21 protein-coding genes are annotated in these 23,106 nt (G+C 74.3%); 12 read left to right on the forward strand and 9 right to left on the reverse strand.

Going from position 1 to position 23,106, the window contains the following annotated elements:
• Together IF06_RS0129180 and IF06_RS0129185 are read right to left on the reverse strand one after the other, a co-directional pair.
• Nucleotides 1–1,428 (reverse strand): MFS transporter, encoded by a 1,428-nt coding sequence (locus IF06_RS0129180; RefSeq protein ID WP_030274867.1) that lies wholly within the window; start codon nucleotides 1,426–1,428, stop codon nucleotides 1–3.
• 74 nt (nucleotides 1,429–1,502) lie between these two features.
• Entirely contained in the window at nucleotides 1,503–1,961 is a 459-nt protein-coding gene (locus tag IF06_RS0129185; RefSeq protein WP_013287809.1) for a MarR family winged helix-turn-helix transcriptional regulator, read from the reverse strand.
• Between the two features lie 104 nt (nucleotides 1,962–2,065).
• Between IF06_RS0129185 and IF06_RS0129190 the strand changes: the two genes are divergently transcribed.
• Nucleotides 2,066–2,941, forward strand: a complete 876-nt coding sequence (locus IF06_RS0129190) for a universal stress protein (RefSeq protein ID WP_030274869.1) — start codon at nucleotides 2,066–2,068, stop codon at nucleotides 2,939–2,941.
• Between the two features lie 62 nt (nucleotides 2,942–3,003).
• Here the strand turns inward: IF06_RS0129190 and IF06_RS0129195 are convergent, their stop codons facing one another.
• Complete coding sequence (locus IF06_RS0129195; protein WP_030274870.1) at nucleotides 3,004–4,347, reverse strand: hypothetical protein; 1,344 nt, start codon at nucleotides 4,345–4,347, stop codon at nucleotides 3,004–3,006.
• Nucleotides 4,344–4,847 (reverse strand): SigE family RNA polymerase sigma factor, encoded by a 504-nt coding sequence (locus tag IF06_RS0129200; RefSeq protein ID WP_030274872.1) that lies wholly within the window; start codon nucleotides 4,845–4,847, stop codon nucleotides 4,344–4,346. The genes IF06_RS0129195 and IF06_RS0129200 overlap by 4 nt, the downstream gene beginning before the upstream one ends.
• A 139-nt stretch (nucleotides 4,848–4,986) precedes the next feature.
• On the opposite strand from IF06_RS0129200, the gene IF06_RS0129205 reads away from it, so the two are divergent.
• The gene (locus IF06_RS0129205; protein ID WP_030274873.1) at nucleotides 4,987–6,201 is read left to right on the forward strand and encodes an ROK family transcriptional regulator; all 1,215 of its coding nucleotides are present in this window, start codon (nucleotides 4,987–4,989) and stop codon (nucleotides 6,199–6,201) included.
• Between the two features lie 188 nt (nucleotides 6,202–6,389).
• Here the strand turns inward: IF06_RS0129205 and IF06_RS0129210 are convergent, their stop codons facing one another.
• Both IF06_RS0129210 and IF06_RS0129215 read right to left on the reverse strand, forming a co-directional pair.
• Nucleotides 6,390–7,322, reverse strand: a complete 933-nt coding sequence (locus IF06_RS0129210; protein WP_030274875.1) for a phosphotransferase family protein — start codon at nucleotides 7,320–7,322, stop codon at nucleotides 6,390–6,392.
• Between the two features lie 40 nt (nucleotides 7,323–7,362).
• On the reverse strand, nucleotides 7,363–7,938 hold the full coding sequence (locus IF06_RS0129215) for a dihydrofolate reductase family protein (protein WP_030274877.1): 576 nt from the start codon (nucleotides 7,936–7,938) through the stop codon (nucleotides 7,363–7,365).
• A 92-nt stretch (nucleotides 7,939–8,030) separates the two neighbouring features.
• Between IF06_RS0129215 and IF06_RS0129220 the strand changes: the two genes are divergently transcribed.
• Nucleotides 8,031–8,609, forward strand: a complete 579-nt coding sequence (locus IF06_RS0129220) for a TetR/AcrR family transcriptional regulator (RefSeq protein WP_030274878.1) — start codon at nucleotides 8,031–8,033, stop codon at nucleotides 8,607–8,609.
• Between the two features lie 74 nt (nucleotides 8,610–8,683).
• Complete coding sequence (locus IF06_RS0129225) at nucleotides 8,684–9,829, forward strand: polysaccharide pyruvyl transferase family protein (protein ID WP_013475648.1); 1,146 nt, start codon at nucleotides 8,684–8,686, stop codon at nucleotides 9,827–9,829.
• A 9-nt stretch (nucleotides 9,830–9,838) separates the two neighbouring features.
• Here the strand turns inward: IF06_RS0129225 and IF06_RS0129230 are convergent, their stop codons facing one another.
• Entirely contained in the window at nucleotides 9,839–10,045 is a 207-nt protein-coding gene (locus tag IF06_RS0129230) for a hypothetical protein (protein WP_030274881.1), read from the reverse strand.
• 85 nt (nucleotides 10,046–10,130) lie between these two features.
• Here IF06_RS0129230 and IF06_RS0129235 point away from each other — a divergent pair, with 85 nt between their 5' ends.
• Nucleotides 10,131–10,652: a DinB family protein gene (locus IF06_RS0129235; RefSeq protein ID WP_030274883.1), complete on the forward strand. Its 522-nt coding sequence runs from the start codon at nucleotides 10,131–10,133 to the stop codon at nucleotides 10,650–10,652.
• Nucleotides 10,653–10,656: 4 nt separating this feature from the next.
• Here IF06_RS0129235 and IF06_RS0129240 read toward each other — a convergent pair whose 3' ends face one another.
• Nucleotides 10,657–11,517 carry a carbohydrate kinase family protein gene (locus IF06_RS0129240; protein ID WP_030274885.1) on the reverse strand — a complete coding sequence of 287 codons (861 nt, stop codon included), beginning with the start codon at nucleotides 11,515–11,517 and terminating at the stop codon, nucleotides 10,657–10,659.
• A gap of 83 nt (nucleotides 11,518–11,600) precedes the next feature.
• On the opposite strand from IF06_RS0129240, the gene IF06_RS0129245 reads away from it, so the two are divergent.
• Nucleotides 11,601–14,852, forward strand: coding sequence for a DEAD/DEAH box helicase (locus tag IF06_RS0129245; protein ID WP_030274887.1), 3,252 nt, complete (start codon nucleotides 11,601–11,603; stop codon nucleotides 14,850–14,852).
• Nucleotides 14,849–15,919, forward strand: coding sequence for an SWIM zinc finger family protein (locus IF06_RS0129250; protein ID WP_030274890.1), 1,071 nt, complete (start codon nucleotides 14,849–14,851; stop codon nucleotides 15,917–15,919). Before IF06_RS0129245 ends, IF06_RS0129250 begins: the two co-directional genes overlap by 4 nt.
• Nucleotides 15,920–15,970: 51 nt before the next feature.
• Here the strand turns inward: IF06_RS0129250 and IF06_RS0129255 are convergent, their stop codons facing one another.
• Nucleotides 15,971–16,228: a DUF3040 domain-containing protein gene (locus IF06_RS0129255; RefSeq protein WP_018787065.1), complete on the reverse strand. Its 258-nt coding sequence runs from the start codon at nucleotides 16,226–16,228 to the stop codon at nucleotides 15,971–15,973.
• A gap of 450 nt (nucleotides 16,229–16,678) precedes the next feature.
• Between IF06_RS0129255 and IF06_RS0129260 the strand changes: the two genes are divergently transcribed.
• From IF06_RS0129260 to IF06_RS0129280, 5 genes are all read left to right on the forward strand, one after another.
• Nucleotides 16,679–18,724, forward strand: coding sequence for a DUF1800 domain-containing protein (locus IF06_RS0129260; protein WP_030274893.1), 2,046 nt, complete (start codon nucleotides 16,679–16,681; stop codon nucleotides 18,722–18,724).
• A gap of 14 nt (nucleotides 18,725–18,738) precedes the next feature.
• Nucleotides 18,739–20,112 carry a DUF1501 domain-containing protein gene (locus IF06_RS0129265; protein ID WP_232236793.1) on the forward strand — a complete coding sequence of 458 codons (1,374 nt, stop codon included), beginning with the start codon at nucleotides 18,739–18,741 and terminating at the stop codon, nucleotides 20,110–20,112.
• A complete protein-coding gene (locus tag IF06_RS0129270) occupies nucleotides 20,109–21,524 on the forward strand; it encodes a ferric reductase-like transmembrane domain-containing protein (RefSeq protein WP_030274897.1) in 1,416 nt (471 codons plus the stop codon). The genes IF06_RS0129265 and IF06_RS0129270 overlap by 4 nt, the downstream gene beginning before the upstream one ends.
• Before the next feature lie 14 nt (nucleotides 21,525–21,538).
• Nucleotides 21,539–22,132: an FMN-binding protein gene (locus tag IF06_RS0129275; RefSeq protein WP_013287793.1), complete on the forward strand. Its 594-nt coding sequence runs from the start codon at nucleotides 21,539–21,541 to the stop codon at nucleotides 22,130–22,132.
• A 74-nt stretch (nucleotides 22,133–22,206) separates the two neighbouring features.
• Nucleotides 22,207–22,932: an FAD:protein FMN transferase gene (locus tag IF06_RS0129280; RefSeq protein ID WP_030274899.1), complete on the forward strand. Its 726-nt coding sequence runs from the start codon at nucleotides 22,207–22,209 to the stop codon at nucleotides 22,930–22,932.
• The last annotated feature ends 174 nt before the right edge of the window (nucleotides 22,933–23,106 follow it).

A 23,106-nucleotide genomic window follows, 5' to 3' on the forward strand; every position in this document is an offset into this window, starting at 1 on the left:
TCACCCCACGAGCGCCGGAGCCTCGGCCCGCTCGGCCATGCGGGGGCGCAGCAGCGCGTACGCGAGCACGACGGCGACCACCACGAGCCCCGCGCCGACCGCGAACGCCGCGTGGAAGCCGCTGGTCAGGGCCGTTGCTCTGTCGTCGCCGAGCGCGACCCGGTCGGCGGTACGGGCTGCGGCCAGCGTGGACAGCACCGCGACGCCGAACGCCATGCCGAGCTGCTGGGTGGTGTTGAACAGCCCGGAGGCGAGACCGGCGTCCTCGGCGCGGGCGGCGGACATGCCGAGCGCGGTGAGCGCCGGCAGCACCAGCCCGAACCCGCCGGCGAGCAGCATCACCGGGAGCACGTCGGGCAGGTAGCGGCCGTCCACCGGTACCCGGGCCAGCAACGCGAACATGGCGGCGAGCAGCACGAGCCCGGCGATCAGCACGGCCCGCTCGCCGAAGCGGGCGTTGAGCCGGGCCGAGACACCGAGCGACACCGCGCCGATGACGACAGCCGCCGGGAGCAGCGCCAGCCCGGTGCGGGTGGCGTCGTAGCCGAGCACCTGCTGGAGGTAGAGCGTGACGAGAACCTGGAACGCGAACGTCGCGGCCACGGTGAGGATCTGCACCACGTTCGCCACGGCGACGCCGCGCGAGCGCAGCAGCCGCAGCGGCATGAGCGGGCGGCGCGCGGTGGCCTGCCGGAGCACGAACCCGGCGACCAGCGCGGCGGCGAGCGCGCCCAGGCCGAGCGTGTGCGCCGACGTCGCGCCGTACCGCTCGATCGTGACCACCGTGTAGATGCCCAGCACGAGCCCGGCGGTGACCAGCAGCGCGCCCGCCACGTCGGCTCCGGCGGCCAGGCCCAGGCCCCGGTCGGCGGGCAGCGTACGGACCGCGAGCGCGATCGTGGCCAGGCCGATCGGCAGGTTGATCAGGAAGATCCAGTGCCAGCCCAGCGCGTCGGTGAGCAGGCCGCCGGCGACCTGGCCGATCGCCGCGCCGGCGGCGCCGGTGAACGCGAACACGGCGAACGCCCGCGCCCGCCCGGCGGCGTCGGGGAAGAGCGTGACCAGGATGCCGAGGCTGACCGCCGTGGCCGCCGCGCTGCCGACGCCCTGGAGGAAGCGGGCCGCGACGAGCGTGGCGCTGTTCGCCGCCACCCCGGCCAGCACGGAGGCGGCGGTGAACAGCGCGGTGCCGCCGAGGAACATCGTCCGGCGCCCGATCAGGTCGCCGAGCCGCCCGGCGAGCAGGAGCAGGCTGCCGAACGCGATCAGGTACGCGTTGACGACCCAGCTCAGGCCGGCCGGGGAGAAGCGCAGGTCGCGCTGGATGGCCGGCATCGCCACGGTGACGATGCTGCCGTCGAGGATGGTCATCAGGGCGCCGGTGGCGAGCACGCCGAGGGCGAGCCGCCGGGAGCGGGGAGCGGACATGGAGTCCTCCTGTCGAGAGGTGCGACAGGAGAGACCGTAGCGGATAGTTCCGTTACAGACAATCTATTGAGGGACTATTGGCGGGCCCGGCGGGCCGGCTTCGGGCTCTGCACAGGCGTGGCCAGGTGGCCTGCGGTCAGGCGTTCCAGCGCGCGTAGGAAGACCTTCCGCTCGTCGTCGGGCAGGCTCGCCAGCGCCTCGGCGTGCACCCGGTCGACGATCTCCTGGCTGCGCGCGGCCACCCGGGCGCCCTCCTCGGTGACCGCGATGATCCGCGCCCGCCGGTCCGTACGCGACGGACGCCGCTCGGCCAGCCCGGCCTGCTCCAGCGCGTCCACCGTCACCACCATCGTCGTCTTGTCCATGTCGCCCATCTCGGCGAGCTGGATCTGCGTACGCTCCTCGGGCAGCGCGTGCGCGAGCACGCAGTGCATCCGTGCGGTCAGCCCGATCTCGGCGAGCGCCGCCGCCACCCGGGTACGCAACACGTGGCTGGTGTGGTCGAGGAGGTACGACAGGTCCGGGGTGCTCATCCGCCCAGCGTACCGATGATTCCGTGGCGGATGATCCGGCTCGGATCCGGTCCGGGCCCGGATACGATCTTGTGAGATGTCGTCGGTGAGAGAGGTTGGGTGCGGTGAGCGACGAGCACGGCAGGCAAGTGGTGGTGGGTTACGACGGGTCTCCGGCCGCTAGCGCCGCCATCGAGGTGGGCGCGTTGCTGTTCCCCGGCGCGCACGCGTGGATCGGGCATCTGTGGACGCCTCCGTTCGCCAGCGAGGAACTGCGCAAGCGGCTCTGGACCGGCACCCGCGACATCAACGTGTTCGTGGAGGCGATCGAGCGCGAGGGCGGCCGGGAGGCCGACCGGATGACGGCGGTCGGCGTGATGCTGGGCCGGGCCGCCGGCTGGGACGCCGAGCCGCTCGTGTGCCGCAGCTACGGCGGCGAAGGGCTCCGGCTCGCCGAGCTTGCCGACGAGAAGCAGGCCGACGTGCTGCTGCTCGGCTCGCGGGGCCTCGGCGGCGCCCGCGCGGTGCTCGGCAGCGTCTCCGACATGGCCGTGCACTACAGCCCGCGTCCCGTACTGGTCGTGCCGCACCCGCTGCTGACCGACGAGTACGACGCGCTCGCCGCCGGGCCGGTGGTGGTCGGCTGGGACGCCTCGGCCGGATCCGAGGCCGCGCTCGCCGCCGCCCGTCGCCTCTTCCCGGAGCGTGAGGTCGTCCTGGTCGCCGTCGACGGCGACGAGGGGGATGCGCCGGAGACTGTCGACGGGCAGCCGGTGACCACGGTGCGCGTCCGCGCCGGAGGCGGCGCCCCGGGCCGCGCGGTGGCCGACGCGCTCTCCGTCGTCGCCACCGAGCGCAAGGCGAGCGTGGTCGTGGTCGGCTCTCGTGGCCGCACGGCGGTCCGCAAGATCCTGCTCGGCAGCGTCGCCATGGCCACGCTGCACCGCGCCCACCGGCCGGTGATGGTGGTCCCGCAGAGCCCGGTCCGCGAAACCGAGTAGCGGTCGCTGGAACATCACGGGTGCCTCCCGGCCCGGGAGGCACCCGTGGCGTTCCACCCGCGTCACCGATACCCGCGGCGCAGCCGCCGGTACGCCGCCAGGCCGACGAGCGCCAGCGCCACCAGGCCCGCCCCCCACCACACCCGGCCGCCGGGGCCCGACGGCGGATCGGCCTCGCGGACCCGGCCGGCGTGCACCACCGAGTCCGCCACGTCGACGGCGAGCACCTGGTCCGGCGCGGTGAGCACCGTGACCGGAGCGGCGGCGCCAGGCGTCAGGCCCAGGACCCGGATCGACCGCACGTTGCCGTACGCGGTCCGCTGGTCCATTTCCAGCCCGTCGGCGTACCAGCTCGGCGCGCTCGGCTCCGGCCGGTACGCGACCACCCACGCGGTCCCGTCCGGCAGCCAGCCGAGCAGCCGGATCGCCGTCACGCCCGAGACGGCGGCCAGCGGGGGCGCGGGCAGCTCCCGGCCGTCGGTGTCGACCCGGCGCAGCCGCCACCGGTCGGCGGCCACCTCGTGCCCGACCAGCGCCAGCGAGCCGTCCGGCAGCCAGGCCCCCTTGCCGGCCAACGCGGTGTCGGGCGGCAGCGGGAACGAGGAGAGCTGCCGCCCGTCCGGGCTGCTCACGAGCACCTTCGTGCCGACCTGGAAGGCCAGCCGCGACCCGTCGGCGGCGAACGCCACCGGCGAGCCGAATCCCGGCACCTGCGTGGTCTCCAGCAGCCGGACCGCCCGGCCGGTGTCCAGCCGCACCAGGCTGAGCGTATTGACGTACGAGCTGCCCTCCGGATTCGCCTGCGTGGTGTCCACGACCACCAGCGCGGACCCGTCCGGCGCCCACCCGGCCGGTGCCGTCCCCGCACTGCCCGGCCGAGGGCTGGGCAGCCGCCGGACCGTGCCGCCCGCCAGGTCGATCACGTCCACGCCGGGGCTGGTGGGCGACCCGTTCGGCACCGCGAGGAACCGCCCGTCCGGGGAGAGCAGCACCCCCTCCCCGGCCGGCACCTCGAAGCCCACCGTCCACGTCCGGTACCGGTCCGCGTCCGCCCCGACGATGCCGACTGTGCCGTTCTCGTCGAACAGGCCGGTCAGCCCGCGCGCCTGCCCGCTGAACACCACCGACGCCGGGCCGAGCGCGGGCCGGTCGGTGGCCCGCAACGCGCCGAACGGCGGCAGCCCGAGCCGGTCCGGCAGCGCCGCCCCGTCCGAGCCCGCCGGCGCGGTCCGGCCGTCCCCGCGTACCGTCAGCGGCACGGCCGCCACCAGCGCCAGCACCGCAGTGACCGCCGCGGCGGCCCGCCACCGCGTGCGCCGCGCGGTCCGCACCGCCCGGTCGTGCACCGGGTACGCGGGCACCTCGGCCGCCGCCTCCCGCAACGCCTCCCGCAGCCGTACGCTCACCGCTCGCTCCTCTCCGGCGTCCGCTCCAGCAGGTCGGGGACCAGATCCCGGAGACGGCGTACGGCGTCGTGCCCGTGCCGCTTCACGGTGCCCACCGAGCAGCCGAGCACCTCGGCCACCTGCGCCTCGGTCAGGTCCTCGTAGTACCGCAGCACCACCACGGCCCGCTGCCGCGCGGTGAGCCGCCGCAGTGCCGCCACCACGCTCAGCCGCAGCGCCGTGTCGTCGGTGTGGTCGCCGCCGCCGCGCTCGGCCGGCGTCGCGTCCAGCCGTTCGGCCACCCGCCGACGGCGCCACCAGGAGACCTGCTGGTGGTACATGACCCGGCGCACGTACGCCTCCGGATCCCCCTCACGGATCCGCCGCCAATGGCGGTAGGTGCGCGCCAGCGCGCTCTGCAACAGATCCTCGGCGAGCTGGTGATCGCCGGTCAGCAGGTACGCGGTCCGCGACAACGCGGGTGACCGCTGCACCACGAACTCCCGGAACGACTCCGACATGCCCACCCCCTCACCGCAATGAACGCCGGTCGGGCCCCCGATGGTTGAGGCGGCCGTCCCCGCGGCGGGCGCTGGCACCCGTCGATGTGCGGGAACTATCCTCGGGCCACAAGCCAGTCGCCATCCGACGGAGTGGTCGATGCTGAAAGGTCTGGCAGCGGACCGGCACGCGCAGGGGGACAGCCGCCGGCTCAACCTCGGCGCGCTGCTGCGGCGCGTCCACCTGACCGGCCCGGTCACGCGCGTCGAGCTGGCCGAGTGGATGGGCGTCAACCGCAGCACGGTCATGGCGCTCACAGCGGAACTGGCGGCGGCCGGCCTGGTGCGCGAGGTGACGGCGGGCGGCAGCGGACGGGCCGGGCGTCCCTCCCGTGTGGTGCGTCCCGCGTCCGACACCGTCTACGTCATCGCCTTCGACATCGCTGTGGACCGGCTCGTGGCCGCCCGCGTCGGGCTCGGGGGTGTGGTGTCGGCGCGGCTGGAGGCGGAACGGCCACGGGCCGGGGCCGACCTCGACTCCGTGGTCTCGGTGCTCGCCGACTTCGGGCGGGCGCTGCACCACGCCGCGCCACCCGGGTCGGTCTGCGTCGGCGTGGGCGCCTCCTACTGCGGCATGATCCGGCCGGGCGACGGGATGGTCCGCTTCGGACCGGACATGGGGTGGGTCGACCAGGCGTTCGGTGCCGAGCTGGCCCGGCGGCTGGACCTGGGCCTGCCCGTCATGGTCGGCAACGAGGCGCACCTCGGGGCGCTGGCCGAGCATCAACGTGGTGCCGGCGTCGGTGTGCAGAACCTGGTCTACCTGCACGGCGACGTGGGTGTGGGCGGCGGGATCATCGTGGGCGGGGAACTGCTCGACGGCGACGGCGGGTACGCCTCCGAGGTCGGGCACATGCTCGTGAACCCGTACCAGGGGCGGCCCTGTGGCTGCGGCTCGCGCGGGTGCCTGGAGGCCGAGGTCGGTGAGCGGGCGCTGCTCGACGTGGCGGGCCGCCCCGCGCAGGAGAAGGGGCGGGAGGCGGTACGCGCCGTGGTCGCCGCCGCCGTGCGCGGAGAACCGGCCGCGCAGGACGCGCTGCGGCACATCGGTGACTGGCTGGGCATCGGCGTGGCGAACGTGATCAACCTGTTCAACCCCGGCGTGGTGATCTTCGGAGGCACGCTCAGCGAGGTCTTCCCGGTCTGCGCCGGCCACGTCCGCAGCCGGATCGCCGCCAACGTGCTGCCCATCTCCCGCGACAAGGCCCGCCTGCGCGTGTCCGCGCTCGGCTACGACGCGACCTTGATCGGTGCCGCCGAACTGGGCTTCTCACCCTTGTTCGCCGACCCCCTGCGCGTCCCCGCTTCCAGCTGAGGCCGCGCCGTCCGCGCCGCCGCGCGTCCGCGCCTCGGCGATCTTGAAGTTGTGGCACCTCATAAGGCGCGCAAAAAGGATATCCGGGGCGCCATAACTCCAAGATCGGCGGAGGTGGGCGCTCGGCGACGCGAGCGGCCGCGGAGGACGGCCGCCGGGGTGCGCCTGGGCGGGGGCGCGAGGGCGGGTCAGGTCTTCAGGCGGTGGGTGAGCCAGGGGAGCAGTGCTTCGCCCTGGAGGCGCTGGAACGCCCGTACGGTCGGGATGCCGGGTGGGGGTGGCTGGCGGGCGCCGTCGAGGAAGAACCCGGTGAACCCCGCGAGCACTCCGGTCAGGTCGGCCGGGTCGGCACCTGCGGTCAATGCCTGGGCGGCCAGCAGCGCGTCGGGGTCGTGTCCGCCGTACACCTGCACGTTGACGACGGTGAGCAACGTGTCCAGCCAGGCCGGCCCGCGGCAGGCCCACGGCCAGTCGACGACGGTGACCGACCCGTCCGGGCCGAGCAGCAGGTTGTCGGCGCGCACGTCGACGTGGCAGAGCGTGCCGCCGTCGAGCGCGGCCAGTCCCCGGTCGGCGGCGGCGCACAGTTCGGGCAGGTGGGACCGGGCCCACGGGTCGAGGTCGGCCGGCGGGTCGGCGGCGAGGCGCCGCCACCCGCCGAAGTCGTGGGCGAGCCGTTCGGCGGCGGTGGGTGTGGTCGCGACGGCGGGTGCCGGGGTGAGCGCGGCGGCCATGGTCTCCAGTGTGGACAGCACGGCGGTCAGCTCGTCGGCCCGCCACGGGGTGACCGGGTGCCGGCCCTCCACGTCGGTGAAGACGAGCGCGATCCAGTCGCCGTCGTCGTAGCTGCCGAGCAGCCGGGGCGCGGGCGTGTCCGGCGGCAGGGCGGCGGCGATCCGGGCCTCGGCGCGGTGCAGGTCGGGACTGCGGTCGTTCTGCGCCGGGCTGACCGCCTTGACGAAGGCCCGGCCACCGCCTGCGGTACGGACGCGGTCGGCGGTGCCGGGGGAGAAGCCGCCCGGCTGCGACAGCGCCGCCACCACCCGGTCGCCGAGGACGGCCTCGACGCCGTCGCGTACGTGGCCGGGCAGTTCGTGCCAGTGCAGCCGAATCTTCGTCACGGTCCCACGGTGCGTGCCGCCCGCCGCCGGGGCAACCGGGTTAACCGTTGCGCGTGTAGTGCAGGACGACCACGCCGGCGTCGAACGGGCGCGCCGAGGTGAGTGTGAGCCGTCGCGGGTCGAAGCCGCTGTCGACGAGCTTGATGCCGCTGCCGACGACCACCGGGTTGAGCTTGACCACCAGCTCGTCGATCTCGTCGAGGAGCTGACCGGCGAGCTGCCCGCCGCCGCATAGCCAGATGTCGCGCCCGGGGCGGGTCTTCAGCTCGCGGACGAGGGCCGCCGGATCGCCGTCGACGACGTGCACGTCGGGGTAGTCGGCCGGGGGCAGGGAGCGGCTGAACACGTACTGCTCCAGGTGGGCGTACGGGCTGGTGGCACCGAGCTTCAGGCCCGGCTCGTAGCTGCCGCGGCCCATCAGCACCGTGTCGAAGCGGCCGGTGGGCGGGGAGTCGATGCCGAGCTGGGCGTGGGCGAAGGTGGGCAGCGTCTGGGGCCACTCGGCCACCAGGTGGGGCGCCAGGTCGGGCGTCAGTGGGAGGAAGTCGAACGTCCCGTCGGGCGCGGCGATGAAGCCGTCGAGGGTGCTGGCGACGAAGTAGACGAGCTTGCGCAAACCGGCTCCGATGTCCGAGGTGATCCACGACGGCTGTCGTGGTTCGGCGATGAATGTACAACACCTGTCGTGGTTGTTGCTAGTGTGTTCGCGTGGCCAGGAATCCGGAACGCCGTACCCTGCTCGCCGACGCCGGGCTGCGGGTGCTCGCCGACGCGGGCGCACGGGGGCTGACCCACCGGGCGGTCGACGCCGAGGCGGGCGTGCCCACCGGCACCACCTCGAACTACTTCCCGTCCCGCGCGGCGCTGCTCGCCGGCCTGGCCGAACGGATCTTCGACCGGATCGCGCCCGACCCGGCCGTGCTGGCCGACCTCGGCCGCCGCGAGCCGTCGCTCGCGCTGATGACCGACTACCTGCGCGACATCGTCGCGCGCACCACCCGCGAGCCGGGTCTCACCCGGGCGCTGTTCGAGCTGCGGCTGGAGGCCGCGCGCCGCCCGGAGCTGCGGGCCGCGCTCGGCGGCGTGCTGCGCCGGGGGTACGCCGACGACGTCGCCCACCACACCGCGGCCGGACTGCCGGGCGGGGCGTACGAGGTGGCGCTGCTGCACTACGCGGTCGACGGGCTCCTGCTCGACCTGCTCACCACCTCGATCGACGCCGGGTTCGACACCGATCAGGTGGTCTCGGACCTGGTCTCCCGTCTGGTCGGCGACGCCGCCGATTGAGCCTCCTCGCCGTGCGTTAACCCGGGGCGGCCAGCGGGAACGCTGGCGCGGACGCCCCTGGGAAGGAGCAACGGATGAGGGAACGCACCGGACTGACCATCGGCGTGCTCGGCTCCTACGGCGGTCGCAACCTCGGCGACGAGGCGATCCTCACGGGTCTGCTGGACGATCTGCGCCGCCACGAGCCCCATGCCCGGATCATCGTCTTCTCCCGCAACCCGGCGCACACCGCGCTGGCCCACCCCGAGGTCGAGGCGGTGCCGTGGGAGGGCGTCAGCCGAGTCGACTCGTCCCCGGTGCTCAACCAGCTCGACCTGCTCATCCTCGGCGGCGGCGGGATCCTCTACGACAAGGAGGCCCGGCGCTACCTGCGGGTGGTCCGGGTCGCCCAGGAGCGGGGGCTGCCGCTGATCACGTACGCGGTCGGGGTCGGCCCGCTCACCGACACGCTGGACAGCGGCATGGTGCGCGAGACGCTGGCGCAGGCCGTCGAGGTGACGGTCCGCGACCAGGAGTCGCGGATGGTGCTGGAGGAGGCCGGCCTGGTGAACCCGATCACCGTGACCGCCGACCCCGCGTTCCTGCTCGAACCGGAGGAGTTCCCCCAGCAGTGGCTGCGTGAGGAGGGCGTACCGGCCGGCTCCCGGCTGGTCGGGCTCAGCGTGCGCGAGCCGGGCCGGGCCGCCGAACGGCTCGACGTGGACGGCTACCACCGGCTGCTCGCCCAGATCGGTGACTTCCTGGTGCACCGGATCGACGCGTACGTGCTGTTCGTGCCGATGGAGCGCGACGACATCCGGCACTCCCACGGCGTGCTGTCGCACATGACCGCCGCCGACCGGGGCCGGATCCTGCACGGCGACTACCGTCCGGCGCAGATCCTCGGCCTGATGCGCCACTTCGACCTCGCGGTCGGCATGCGGCTGCACTTCCTGATCTTCGCGGCCATGATGGGCACGCCGTTCCTGCCGCTGCCGTACGCCGGAAAGGTCTTCGACCTGGCCCAGCGGCTCGGTGTGCCGGCGCTGCGCGGCGTGGAACGGGAGGTCGAGGGTCCGTTGCTGGCCGAGGTGGACCGGCTGTGGGACGAGCGGGCGGCGCGGGCCGACGAGACGGCGCGCCGGGTGGCGGAGGTCTGCGAGCAGGCGCGCGGCACCTCCCAGGTGACCCGCAGCGTGCTGGACAGCATCCGGGCCCGCACGCTGACGCCGGCGGTGTGAGCCGGGCCGTCAGACCGCCGGGCCGCGCCAGGCGTAGACCCACTCCCCGCCCGGCTGGTGGTCCGACTCCAGCTCGTAGATCTGCGCCTCCGCGAGGCCCTTCGACCCGAGGTGGTGATGGGTCAGCGGCGGGCGGCCGTTGACGTCCAGCTCGACGGTGACGGTCTCGCCGTCGGCCGCGCCGCCCACCAGAGGGATCTGCACCGTGGAAGCCATGCGCCCATCCTGCCCCGGCCGGACCGCCCGCGCAGGGGATCACGCGGGGCAGCGAACCGGACACACCGCGTACTAGGGTCCGGGGATGGCGCACCCGACGATCGATCCGGCACTCGGTCCGGTCATCGCCCGCACGGGCGACGAACGGGCGATCCTCGACGCGTTCCTCGACTTCCATCGTGCCAACGTGCTGCGCAAGGCGCGCGGCCTGACCGACGCCGACGCCGCCCGGCGTCTGGTGCCCTCGCTGACCACCCTGGCCGGGCTGCTCAAGCACCTGGCCCTGGTCGAGCGGAACTGGTTCCGCTGCCTGTTCGCCCCGGAGCCGGGCGACGTCTACGTGAACTCCCGGGCCGACGCCGACGCCAGCTTCACGCTGCGCCCCGGCGAGACGGTCGAGACGCTCGCGACCGCGTACGAGGCGGCCTGCGACCGGTCCCGCCGGGTCGCCGCGCGGTTCGACCTCGACCACGTGGTGCCGCACCCGCAGCTCGGTGAGGTGTCGCTGCGCTGGGTGCTGGTGCACCTGATCGAGGAGACCGCCCGGCACGCCGGGCACGCCGACATCTTGCGCGAGCTGACCGACGGCGAGACCGGCGCGATCTGAGGGTTCACTCGCGGGGCAGCAGCCCGTCCGGGTACTCCATCCCGTCGTGCGTGCAGGCGGCGGCGGCCACCCGGGCGGCGTACCGGGCCGCGCCGAGGACGCCCGCGCCGCGCAGCCGGGCGGCGATCACCCCGGCCGCGAAGGCGTCCCCGGCGCCGTTGGTGTCCACCACCGGCCCGGGCGGGGTGGCGGCGGGCACGTGCGCCGGCGGGGCGTCCGGCGTGTGCAGCGTCGCGCCGGCCGCCCCGCCGGTGACCAGCACCGTGCGCGGCGCCAGCCGGGCCGCCTCCGCCGCGGCCCGCTCGCCGAGCCGCGTGTCGCTGACGAAGACCAGGTCCGCGATCCGGGCGAACGGGCGGTGGTAGTCGTTCTCGCCGTCCCAGTCGTGCAGGTCGGTGGAGACCGACGTGGCGGCGCGCAGCACCGCCAGCGAGTCCCGGGCCCAATCCATGATCGACAGGTGGACGTGGGCCGCCTCGGCGACGAGGGAGGCAAGCTCCGCCTCGCCGAACGGCGCCGCCCCCGACCAGGGACGCGGGTCGTGCAGCGACATCCGCCGCCCGTCCGGGTCGACCAGGTTCACCGAGCGGCGGGTGCCGCCCGGCGCGTCGGCGAGCGTGGTCCGGATCGAGGTACGCGCCAGCGCCGCCCGCACCACGTCACCGGCCGGGTCGGCGCCCAGCACGTCGACGAGCACCACCCGCAGGCCGAGCGCGTGCGCGGCCAGGGCCACCCCGGCGCCGGTGTTGCCGATCCGCATGTCGATCGGCGGCACCAGCAGCGAGTCGGCGACGGGCGGTGGCAGGGCGGGCACCTGGACACGGACGTCCACGCCGAGCCCGCCGATCACGAGAAGGTCGACCATGGCGCCGACGATAGCGACGCCCGGCGGCCTATCCTGACTCCCCGGGCGTCGTCTTCCGGCCCCGGCGTCGGCGAGGGGGAGCAGTGCTGGTCATCCACGGGTTGTGGCTGCCCGGCGCCGGTCTCGCCCTGTGGGCCGAGGACAGCACACTCCCGGCCCGCGCGCCCCGCCGTCCCGGCCGCGTCCCGCGCGAGCGCCCGCACCCGTTCGCCGCCGGTCACGCCACGCTCGCCGCCGCGCTCGGCGTCCCGGGCGAGCCGATCTCCGTACTGCTGGACCTGCCGACCCGGGCCGGCTCGCCGCTGGACTCGCCGGAACTGGTCCGGGCCACCGTCGGGGAACCGGTCCGCGGCCCGGTCACCCGCGCCGGATGGCGGGCGCCCGCCCTGGGGTACGCCCCGGACGACGCGTACGCGTTGCTGCGCGCCCCGATGCCGGGCCCGGTCGGGGCGAGCCTGCGGCACCTGTGCGAGCTGGCCGGCTTCGCCGCCGACCTGGTCGTACGCGGGCGGCTGCTGCCGGGCGTGCTGGAGACGTACCCCGGTGGTGTTCCCGACGGTGGACCGGCCGCGACCGGCCGGCGGACCTCGGCGGTGCGGGTGCCGGCGGCCTCGGGCGTCGCGGGGTCCGGGCGGCGGTTGCGGGCCGTGGGGGCGGACGACGTGGCGACCGGGTGGGCGCTCTGGCGGCCGCTGCTCACCGGCACCGACGCGACCTGGGCGCGTGACCTGGCGATGGCGTTGCCACCGGCGGCTCGCGCCGCCCGGGAATGGCGGCCCGAGCCCTGGGGTGCGCCGGTGGCCGTCGCGGCGGCACCGGTCGGGGCGGGCGATCGCGGCGGGGCGGGCGGCCCGGCGGACGACGCGTGGGCCGGGCGGGCCGGCGACATCGGGGCGGGTGAGCTGGTCGCGGAGGCGCTGGACGCGCTGGTCGACGCCGCCGCCCGGGTGGCGCTGGCCGACACCCGGCTGCACCGGGGGATGCGCCCGGTCGGCGCGGTGCCGCGCTGGCTGGCCGCGCTCACCGGCCCGGAACGCGCCTTCCCGGCCGAGCCGGCCGCGCTGGCCACGCTGTGCGAGGAACTGGACGCGTGGCAGCGCGACGCCGCGGGCGGCGCGGTACGGGCCACGTTCCGCCTCGTCGAGCCGGCCGTCGACCCGGTCGCCGAACTGGTCGAGGACGCCGCCTGGCGGGTCGAGTTCGGCCTGCACCCGGCCGACGAGCCGGGCCTCGTGGTGGACGCCGCGCACATCTGGCAGCGGCCCGCGCCGGCGCTCGCCGCCCGTGGCGTGGAGCCGCAGGAGACGCTGTTGGCCGAGCTGGGCCGGGCCAGCCGGCTGTGGCCCGAGGTGGACGCCGCGCTGCGCACCGCCGCGCCCGAGGGCATGGAGCTGGACGCCGAGGGCGCGCACCGGTTCCTGCGCGAGGGCGCCCCGGTGCTGCACGCGGCCGGGTTCGGGGTGCTGCTGCCGTCGTGGTGGCGGCGCTCCTCGTCCCGGCTGGGCGCGCGGCTGCGGGCACGCAGCCGTACCGCGCCGGGCGCGGTGGCCACCACCGCCGGGAAGCTGGGGCTCGACGCGCTCGTCGACTACCGCTGGGAACTGGCGCTCGGCGACCAGCCGCTGACCGCCGAGGAACTGGCGTCGCTGGCCGACCTGAAGTCGCCGCTGATCCGGCTGCGCGGCCGGTGGGTGGAGCTGGACCCGCAGCGGCTGGAGGCCGGGCTGAAGCTGCTGCGGTCCTCGGGCGAGCTGACGGTGGCGGACCTGCTGCGGATGGGACTGTCCGGTGACGACCGGGCCGGTGAGCTGCCGGTGCTGGACGTGGTCGCCGACGGCGCACTGGGCGAGCTGCTGGCCGGTGAGGCGGAGCGGCGGCTCACCCCGGCCGACCCGCCGCCGGGCTTCGCCGGGACGCTGCGGCCGTACCAGCGCCGCGGGCTGGCCTGGCTGGCGTTCCTCCAGTCGCTGGGGCTCGGCGGGATCCTCGCCGACGACATGGGCCTGGGCAAGACCGTGCAGCTGCTCGCGCTGCTCGCCGGTGACCCGCCGGAGGCCGGGCCGACACTGCTGGTCTGCCCGATGTCGCTCGTCGGCAACTGGCAGCGGGAGGCGGCGAAGTTCGCGCCCGGTCTGCGGGTGCACGTGCACCACGGCGCCGAGCGTGCCCGGGGCGAGGGCTTCGCCGCCGCCGTGCAGGAGGCGGACCTGGTGCTCACCACGTACTCGGTGGCCGCCCGGGACGCGTTCGAGCTGGCCGGCGTCGACTGGCACCGGGTGGTGGTGGACGAGGCGCAGGCGATCAAGAACGCCGCGACCCGGCAGGCCGAGGCGGTCCGGTCGCTGCCCGCGCGGCACCGGGTCGCGGTCACCGGTACGCCGGTGGAGAACCGGCTCGCCGACCTCTGGTCGATCATGCAGTTCGCGAATCCCGGGCTGCTCGGACCGGCCGCGACGTTCCGCAAGCGCTTCGCCGAACCGATCGAGCGGCACGGCGACGCCGAGGTGGCCGAGCGGCTGCGCCGGATCACCGGCCCGTTCGTGCTGCGCCGCCTCAAGACCGACCCGACGATCATCACCGACCTGCCGGAGAAGCTGGAGATGGAGGTGGTCTGCAACCTCACCGCCGAGCAGGCCGCCCTCTACCGCGCAGTGGTCGACGACATGATGGCGAAGATCGAGTCCAGCGACGGGATCGAACGGCGCGGGCTGGTGCTGGCCACCATGACCCGGCTCAAGCAGGTCTGCAACCATCCCGCCCAGCTCCTGCACGACGGCTCCACGCTGGACGGCCGCTCCGGCAAGCTGGAACGCCTCGACGAGATCGTCGACGAGGTGCTGGCGGCGGGGGAGAAGGCGCTGCTGTTCACCCAGTACGCCGAGTTCGGCGGCATGCTGCGCGGGCACCTGTCGGCGCGTACCGGCCGGGAGGTGCTGCTGTTGCACGGCGGCGTCGGCAAGGCCGAACGGGACGCCATGGTGACCCGGTTCCAGTCGCCGCAGGGGCCGCCGCTGTTCGTCCTGTCGCTCAAGGCCGGAGGTACCGGGCTGACCCTGACCGCCGCCAACCACGTGGTGCACGTGGACCGGTGGTGGAACCCGGCCGTCGAGGACCAGGCCACCGACCGGGCGTTCCGCATCGGACAGCGCCGCCGCGTCCAGGTCCGCAAGTTCGTCTGCGCCGGCACCGTCGAGGAGAAGGTGGCCGCGATGATCGCCGACAAGCGCAGCCTGGCCCGGTCGGTGGTGGGCAGCGGCGAGCAGTGGGTCACCGAGCTGTCCACCGAGACGCTGCGCGACCTGTTCACCCTGGAGTCCGGGGCGGTGGTCGAGTGAGCCCGGCCGACCGGTTCGAGGACTACGGGCCACCGCTGCGGGTCGAGGGCGGCCTGCGGGCGCGCAGCACCCGGGGCGCGATCGGGCAGTCCTGGTGGTCGCGGCGGTTCGTGGAGGTGCTGGAGTCGTTCGCGCTGGGCTCCCGGCTGACCCGCGGCCGGGCGTACGCGCGCCGGGGGCAGGTGCTCCGGCTGGACGTGTCGCCGGGGACGGTCACGGCCGAGGTGCAGGGCTCCCGGCCGCGTCCCTACCCGGTACGAATCGGGCTGGCCGCGTACCCGGAGGAGACCTGGCGGCGGATCGAGGCCGAGCTGGCCGGGCAGGCGTTCTTCAGCGCCCGGCTGCTCGCCGGTGACCTGCCGGCCGAGTTGGAGGAGCTGTTCACCGAGGCGGGCGCGCCGCTGTTCCCGGCCGCGATCGACGAGCTGGACCAGAACTGCGGCTGCCCCGACTTCGCGGTGCCGTGCAAACACCTGGCGGCCACGTTCTACCTGCTCGCCGAGGCGTTCGACGCCGACCCGTTCCACCTGCTGCACTGGCGCGGCCGGTCCCGCGCCGAGCTGCTCGACCGGCTGCGTACGCTGCGCGGCGCCGACGCCGGCAGCTCAGGTGGAACCGGCGGTGCCGGCGGAGTCGGTGGTGCGGGCGGAGTCGGTGGTGCGAGCGGGGCCGGTGGTGCGGGCGGAGCCGGTGGCGCGGGCGGAAACGGCGGTGCGGGCGCGGGGCCGGTCCCGGGTGCCGGGCCGGAGTCGGGCGCCGTGCCGGAGCCAGCCGGGACGACCGGTGTGCCGATGGTCGGCGCGGCGCGGGCCCTGGCCGGGTTGCCGCCGGTCGAGGCGGAAGCCGAACCGGACCGGTTCTGGCTGTCGCCGGTGCCGCTGCCGGACCGGCCGCCCACGCTCGCCACCGGCTCGGAGCTGCTGTTGCGCCAGCTCGGTTCACCCGGTGCCATGATCGGTGGGCCGGGCCTGGCCGAGCGGCTGCGCCGGGCGTACCGGGAGTTCGGTCGCGGCGAAGCCGCGTCCCCCAGGGAGTTCGGTCGCGGCGAGGCCGCAGGCGAGCGTTAATAAGGGGCCCTTCCTCTACCGGAAGCGTTAAGAAGGGGCCCTTCCTTGCACCTAAAGGAGGCGGCGGCGGAAGCGCCACATCACTGCGGCGTTGGCGACGAGCACCACCGCGCAGATCGCCCCGGCGAGCCGTCCGACGAGCACTGTCATCGCCGGCAGCGACGCCCACAGCACGATCGTCAACAGCATCATGTACCGGCCCCGGCGGCCCTTGATCCGGCTGTCCAACCGGGCGAAGAAGCGTGGATCACTCTCCCGCAGATGACGGGTGATCTGTTCGAACCTGCGCTGATCCTCTTGGCTGAGCATGGCGGTGCCCTTCCCCTCACGGCTTCAGCGGTTCGGCGGCATACCCGGATCGGAGGCCGGTCACGCGCCGCCGCTGCTGCTGTTTCGGCGGACCGGACAGGCGGAACGAGGTTCTCAGCGCAGGCTTATCCGTACCTTAATTTTCGGTGAGGCAATGAACGCCCCCGGCGGCGTCGCCGCTGTGCGAAACCTCGCATCCGAGCGGTGCGCGCCCGGGTCGGCCCTGCTCCGGACGCCGCCGCGCCCCCGCCGCCGCGGCGGGCCCTCCGCGGCGGGCCTGAGCACCGTCTTAAGTGCGCTCACGAGCGCGTTCGGCGCGCCTTGAGCGGCCGGGACGGCATGGCTACTTTCCCGTAGGCAACTTCTCCGGCAACCGTCGCCGCCCCTGCGCCACCCCGACCCCCATCGGGTGGCAGGCGTGCCGGCGCTCGAAGAAAACGGGATAGGTACATGGCCGACCTGAACGTGCCACCGCGTCGACCCCGGGACGACCGCGGCTGGGACGGATACCAGCACCCCCATCCGGACGGGTACCGCGACCCGCATGCGCCGCACCCCGGCGCCCACCCCGCCCAGGGCCCGCAGTGGGTCGGGCCGAACGGCTTCGCCCCCGCCGCGCCGGCCCCCGCCGGCTACCCCCAGTCCGGCGGCTACGGCCAGCCCAGCGGCGGGTACGGCCCGCCGCCCGGCGGTGGACTGCCCGACCTGGACGACGACGGCGACGAGGCCCCGAAGCGGGGCCGGCGCCGGGCGCTGGCCACCCTCGGCGGTGCCGTGGTGGTCGCCGGTGGCGCCGCCCTGGCCATGTCCCCGCAGGTGCGCGGCCTGTTCAGTGACGCGCCGGCCGGTGACGCCACCGGTACGGTGACCACCGACGGCAACGCCGCCCGGCCCAGCGGCCAGCAGCCCAGCACGGTACGGACCTACACCGAGCAGAACGAGAGCTACATGGGCTCCCGTGCCGGCGAGGCGCTCAAGCGCAACGCGCCGTCCGGTGGCCGGCTCTACGGCAGCCCGGCCGCCGCCGCCGAGGCGACCAAGGTGACTGTGAAGACGGTCCTCGCCAAGGACCCGATCCGGCACCTCGCCACCCGCACCACGTTCGCCGCCACCCCGAAGGTGATGGCCGACATCAAGCGGCTCGGCATCGACGACTGGCTGCGCCAGCAGCTCGAACCGGAGAAGATCGCCCCGACGAAGGCCGAGCTGAAGCTGGCCGAGCTGCAGTCGCTCAAGCTCAGCCCGACGCAGCTGCGCGACCAGCGCGAGCAGCTCAACGAGAAGGGCGTCGACCCGGCCCGCGAGACGGTGGACGCCACCATCGCCCGGCAGATCTGGTCGGACCGGCAGCTGTTCGAGGTGATGGTCGACTTCTGGAACGACTTCCTGCACGTCGCCGCCGACTTCGACGGCGGGGAGAACTACCGCAACGCGTTCGACCGGGACGTCATCCGCAAGCACGCGCTGGGCAGCTACCCGGAGATGCTCGTCGCCGCGAACAAGCACCCGGCGCTGCTGCTCTACCTGAACCAGGTCGACTCGCGCAAGGACGCGGTCAACGAGAACCTGGCCCGGGAGAACCTGGAGCTGTACTCGGTCGGCGTCGACGGCGGCTACACCGAGAAGGACGTCCGTCAGGCCGCGCTGCTCCAGACCGGACGGGGTGTCGCCGACGGCAAGTACAAGTTCTTCGCCGAGCGGCACTACCTCGGCAAGGTGAAGATCCTCGGGTTCAGCCACGCCAACAACTCCGACGACCCGGTGGCCGCCGACAAGGTCATCGACTCGTACATCCGCTACATCGCGATGCACCCGTCGACCGCCCGGTACGTGGCACAGAACCTCGCCACCCGGTTCGTCTCCGACACCCCGCCGAAGTCCGTGGTGGACCGGCTCGCGAAGGCGTACACCACGAACAAGGGACAGATCCGGCCGGTGCTGGCGACGCTGTTCAGCTCCTCGGAGTTCTGGGCGGCGATCGGCCAGAAGGTACGCCGCCCGATGGAGTACCTGGTCGCCACGTACCGGGTGCTCGGCGTCTCGCCGGACGCGGCCCCCGGCTTCACCGGCGACAACCGGCGCACCCCGTTCGCGCAGGGCCTGCGGCAGATCCAGGACAAGATGCGCGAACTCGGCCAGTACCCGATGGGCAAGCCCACCCCGGACGGCTACGCCGACGTCTACCTGGCCTGGACCTCGGCCGGGACGATGATCGACGGCTGGAACGAGGCCGGTGACCTGATCGGCGGCTGGCGCAAGCAGTTCACTTTCGTCAAGCCGGAGAAGCTGGTCGCGAAGCCGCCGCCCACCGCCGGGGCGTACGTGGACGCGCTGGCCCAGCGGCTGGTGCAGCAGAAGCTCAGCGCCAAGGAGAAGAAGCTCGTGCTCGCCGTGGCCGGTGTAGCCGAGAGCGCCAAGGTCGACGCCACCTTCAACGGGGCCATCGCCGCTGTCGCGCGGACGATCCTCGCGTCCCCCCAGCACCACCTCCGGTGAGGCATTCGATGGAGATGACCGTGAACCCGTACCCCCTGCACCCCGAGTGCCCCGACCTGCGGCGGCTGGCCGACAACCCGGCCGAGGCGCTGCTGCGCGCGGAGGCGGACATCGTCGCGGCCGAGAACGCGGCCGAGGCCGACCGGTACCGCCGGCTGGAGGAGATCGAGGAGGCGCAGCAGGACGGCCGGGGCGTCACCCGGCGTACCTTCGTCGCCGGCGCCGCCGCGACCGCTACCGCGCTCGCGACGGCGCAGTTCGTCACCACCTCGGCGTCGTTCGCCGCGACCAAGACCGGCACGCTGATCCACGTCTTCCTCTACGGCGGGCTGGACGGGCTGAGCCTTGTCGCACCGGCCGACGACCCGGTGCTCGCCAAGGCGCGTCCCGACCTGCTGCTCGGCGACGACTCGCTGGCGCTGGCCCGCGGGTTCAAGCTGACCAGCGCGTTCGCGCCGCTGGACAAGTGGCTCAAGGCCGGGCAGCTCGGCTTCGTGCCGGCCGTGTCCGACCCGCGCCTGTCGCGCAGCCACTTCCAGGCCGCCGACGCGTGCAACCTGGGCGGCCTGCCGGGCGAGACCGGCGGCCGGGGCTGGCTGGACAGCCTGGTCGACTCGCTCGGCAAGGGCACCGCGTTCCGCAGCGTCGGCATCGGCAGCACGCTGCCCCGCTCGCTGGTCGGCGTGAACGGCGCGATCTCCCTCAACAGCGTCGGCGACCTGCGGCTCAACGGCGACGACAAGTTCCGGGCGGCCACCGAGAAGGCGATCCGCGGCCTGTTCACCGGCATCAACCACCCGGTCGAGGAGGCGGTGCAGGAGGGGATGGGCGCGCTGGCCACCGCGCAGAAGCTCGCCGCCAAGCCGTACGCCGCCGCCGAGGGCGTCGAGTACCAGGGCGTCGGGAACGCGTTCAAGCAGCTCGCCCAGCTCATCAAGGGCGGCGCGAACGTGCGGGTGGCGACGGTCGGCATGGGCGGCTACGACACCCACGAGAACCAGGGCACCCGCGAGGGCGGCCAGCTCTGGCGGCGGCTCAACGAACTGGCGAACGCGATGGCCGCGTTCTTCACCGACCTGGGCGACCGGTCGGCGGACGTGACCATCATGGTGTCCAGCGAGTTCGGCCGGCGGGTCGGCTCGAACGGCGGCGGCACCGACCACGGGCACGGCGGTGTGGTCACCGTGCTGTCCGGCCGCAAGCTGGCCGGTTCGCTGCTCGGCACCTGGAACGGACTGGACAAGCTGGACAGCGGCGACGTGCCGGAATACAACAACATGTTCAACGTCTACGGATCGGTCGCGCAGGGACGCTTCGGCCTGACCACCGCCCAGGTGGACAAGGTCTTCCCCCGGCAGAAGTTCACCCCGGTCAAGATCTACGCGTGACGTACCAGGACACCCGCGCCGCCGGCCGTCGTACCGGGCATCCCGCCCCGTACGGCGGCCGTCCGGCTGCCCCCGTACCCCCGGGTCGTCCGCGTCGCGGACCCGGCGGCCGGCGGGCGCTCGCCGCGCTCTTCTGGCTGGGCCTGGTCGCCGCGGTCCTGCCGTGGTGGCTGGACACCCCGGCCGGATCGCTCGCCGACACCGCCGACCTGCTCACCGCCGGTGGCCGGATCACCGGGCTGCTCGCCGGCTACCTGCTGCTGGTCCAGGTGCTGATGATGAGCCGGCTCGGCGTGCTGGAACGCGCGCTCGGCGGCGAGCGGATCTCCCGGCTGCACCGGGACTTCGGCGCGACGCTGCTGGTGGCGGTGCTCGCGCACATGTCGCTGCTGGTGGTCGGCTACTCCCGCCAGGAACGCAAGACGGTGCTCGGCGAGGTCGGCGCGCTGCTGACCGACTACGAGGACATGGTCTCCGCGTTCGTCGCCGCGGGCATCCTGGTCGCTGTCGCGTTCACCGCGGTACGCGCCGTGCGCCGCCGCCTGCCGTACGAGCTGTGGCACCTGCTGCACGCCGCCAGCTACCTCACGCTGCTGCTCGGGTACGCGCACCAGTTCAGCAACGGCGCGCAGCTCTACGAACCCGGTCCGGTGCGTACCGGCTGGATCGCCGCGTACCTGCTGGTCGTGGCCGCGCTGGTGTGGGGCCGGATGCTCGCCCCGCTGGTGTTCAACCTGCGGCACCGGCTGCGCGTCGCCGACGTGGTGGCGGAGAGCCCGGACACCGTCTCGGTCTACCTGACCGGGCAACGGCTCAACCAGATCGACCTGCTCGGCGGCCAGTTCTTCCGCTGGCGCTTCCTCAACCCCGGCTGCTGGTGGCAGTCGCACCCGTTCTCCGTCTCCGCCGCCGCCAACGACAGGTGGCTGCGGATCACCGTCAAGGTCGTCGGCGGGTACACCGCCGAGCTGCGCGACCTCACGCCCGGCACCCGGGTCTGGGCGCAGGGCCCCTCCGGTACGTTCACCGCCGCGCACCGCACCCGGGAACGGGCGCTGCTCATCGCCGGGGGCAGCGGCATCGCGCCGCTGCGGGCGATGCTGGAGGAGCTGCCGCCCGGCGCGGCGCTGATCTACCGGGCGCGTACCCCCGCCGACGTGCTGCTGCACCAGGAGCTGGACTGGCTCGCGCATGCCCGGCAGACCTCCGTCTGGTACGTCGTCGGCCGCCGCGACGACCCCGGCCCCCGCCAGGTGATGAACCCCGAGGGCCTGCGCCGGCTCGTGCCCGACCTGACCCGCCGCGACGTCTACCTGTGCGGCCCCGGCGGTCTGGTCGACGAGGCGGTCGCCGCGCTGCGTGCGGCAGGCGTGCCCCGCCGCCAGATCCACCTGACCGCGTTCGAGCTGTAGGAGAGGCACCGCCCATGCGTCGCGCGCTGCTCGCGATCACCGGACTGGCCGCCGGCACCACCGCACTGGTGGTGCTCAAGGGCGCGCCGGGCGCCGGGCAGGCCGGAGCGGACGTACCGGCCGCGCTGGCCCCGGTCGCCCCGGGCGGCTCCGCCGCGCCCGAGCCGCCCTCGCCCACCGGCTCCGCGCCCGGCGTCACCCCGTCGCCGCGCGCCTCGTCGAAGCCGACCCCGAAGCCGTCCGCCGACCGCAGCGCGGCCAGCCGCGGTGGCACCCGCACGCGCACCACACCGGCCGCGCCGCGGACCACCACCAGCGCGCCCAAGGCCACCACCCGCACGGTGACCGGGCCGTCGGTCACCTACGAGTACGGCTCGCTCCAGGTCCGGATCACGCTCAGCGGAAGCCGGATCGTCGACGCCACGGCGATCGGACTGCCGCTGGGCGGGCAGTCCGGGCAGCGCAGCGACGACGTGCAGGCCCGCTACAGCGGCACCTCCGGCGAGGTCGTGGCCCGGCAGAGCGCCAACCTGAGCACCGTGTCCGGAGCCACCTACACCAGCACCGCGTACAAGCAGTCGCTGCAGGCCGCGCTGGACAAGGCGTGACCGTGCCGGCTCATGCCGGTGCCGTCGGTCCCGGTCCGTCCGCCCGGCGCGGCCTTCGCCGGGTCGAACACATCATGGGTACGGCGATCAGCCTCGACCTGGCCGACGACCTGCCCCCGGAGACCCTGCACGAACTGGCCGAGGACACGTTCGGCTGGCTGCGCGAGGTGGACGCGCGGTTCAGCACGTACCGCGACGACAGCGAGGTGTGCCGGATCGACCGGGGTGAGCCGCGGGCCGCCGACGCCTCCGCCGACCTGCGGGCCGTGCTGGCCGCCTGCGCCGACCTGTGGACCGCCACCGACGGGTTCTTCGACGCGTACGCGACCGGTCGCCTCGACCCGTCCGGCTACGTGAAGGGCTGGGCGGCGCAGGTCGCCTCGGACCGGCTGGTGGCCGCGGGCGCGCCGAACCACTGCGTGAACGCGGGCGGCGACGTGCGCGTACGCGGCCACGACGCGGCCGGTGAGCCGTGGCGGATCGGGGTGCGGCATCCGTGGGACGCGGCGGCGATCTGTCTGGTGCTGACGGGCACCGACATGGCGGTCGCCACCTCGGGCGTGTACGAGCGCGGCCACCACGTGGTCGACCCGCGCCGGGGCGTACCGGCGACGGGTTTGCGCTCGGTGACTGTGGTGGGGCCGGATCTGGGCGTGGCCGACGCGTACGCGACAGCGGCGGTGGCGATGGGCGGCCCCGGCCTGGCCTGGCTGGACCGCCTACCGTCCCCCTGGCAGCACGCCGTGGTCACGGACGACGCCCACCAACACCACTCCCGCACCCTCCCCACCCTGCCCTGACCGCCGCCTCCCGCCCCCGCCGGTGCGTTTGCGTGCTGCCCTTCCCTCCGCCCGCCCTTGGTGCGGTGACCAAGGAGTTTGTGTCCTCCATAGCGTCCTGGGCGGACGCAAACTCCTTGATCAACCGGCGGTGGGCTGGTGGGGGAGGAAGGGAGAGGGGGGAGGGAAGGGTGC

Origin of the sequence: Micromonospora globosa, from assembly GCF_000717585.1 — a bacterium.
GTDB lineage: Bacteria > Actinomycetota > Actinomycetes > Mycobacteriales > Micromonosporaceae > Micromonospora > Micromonospora aurantiaca.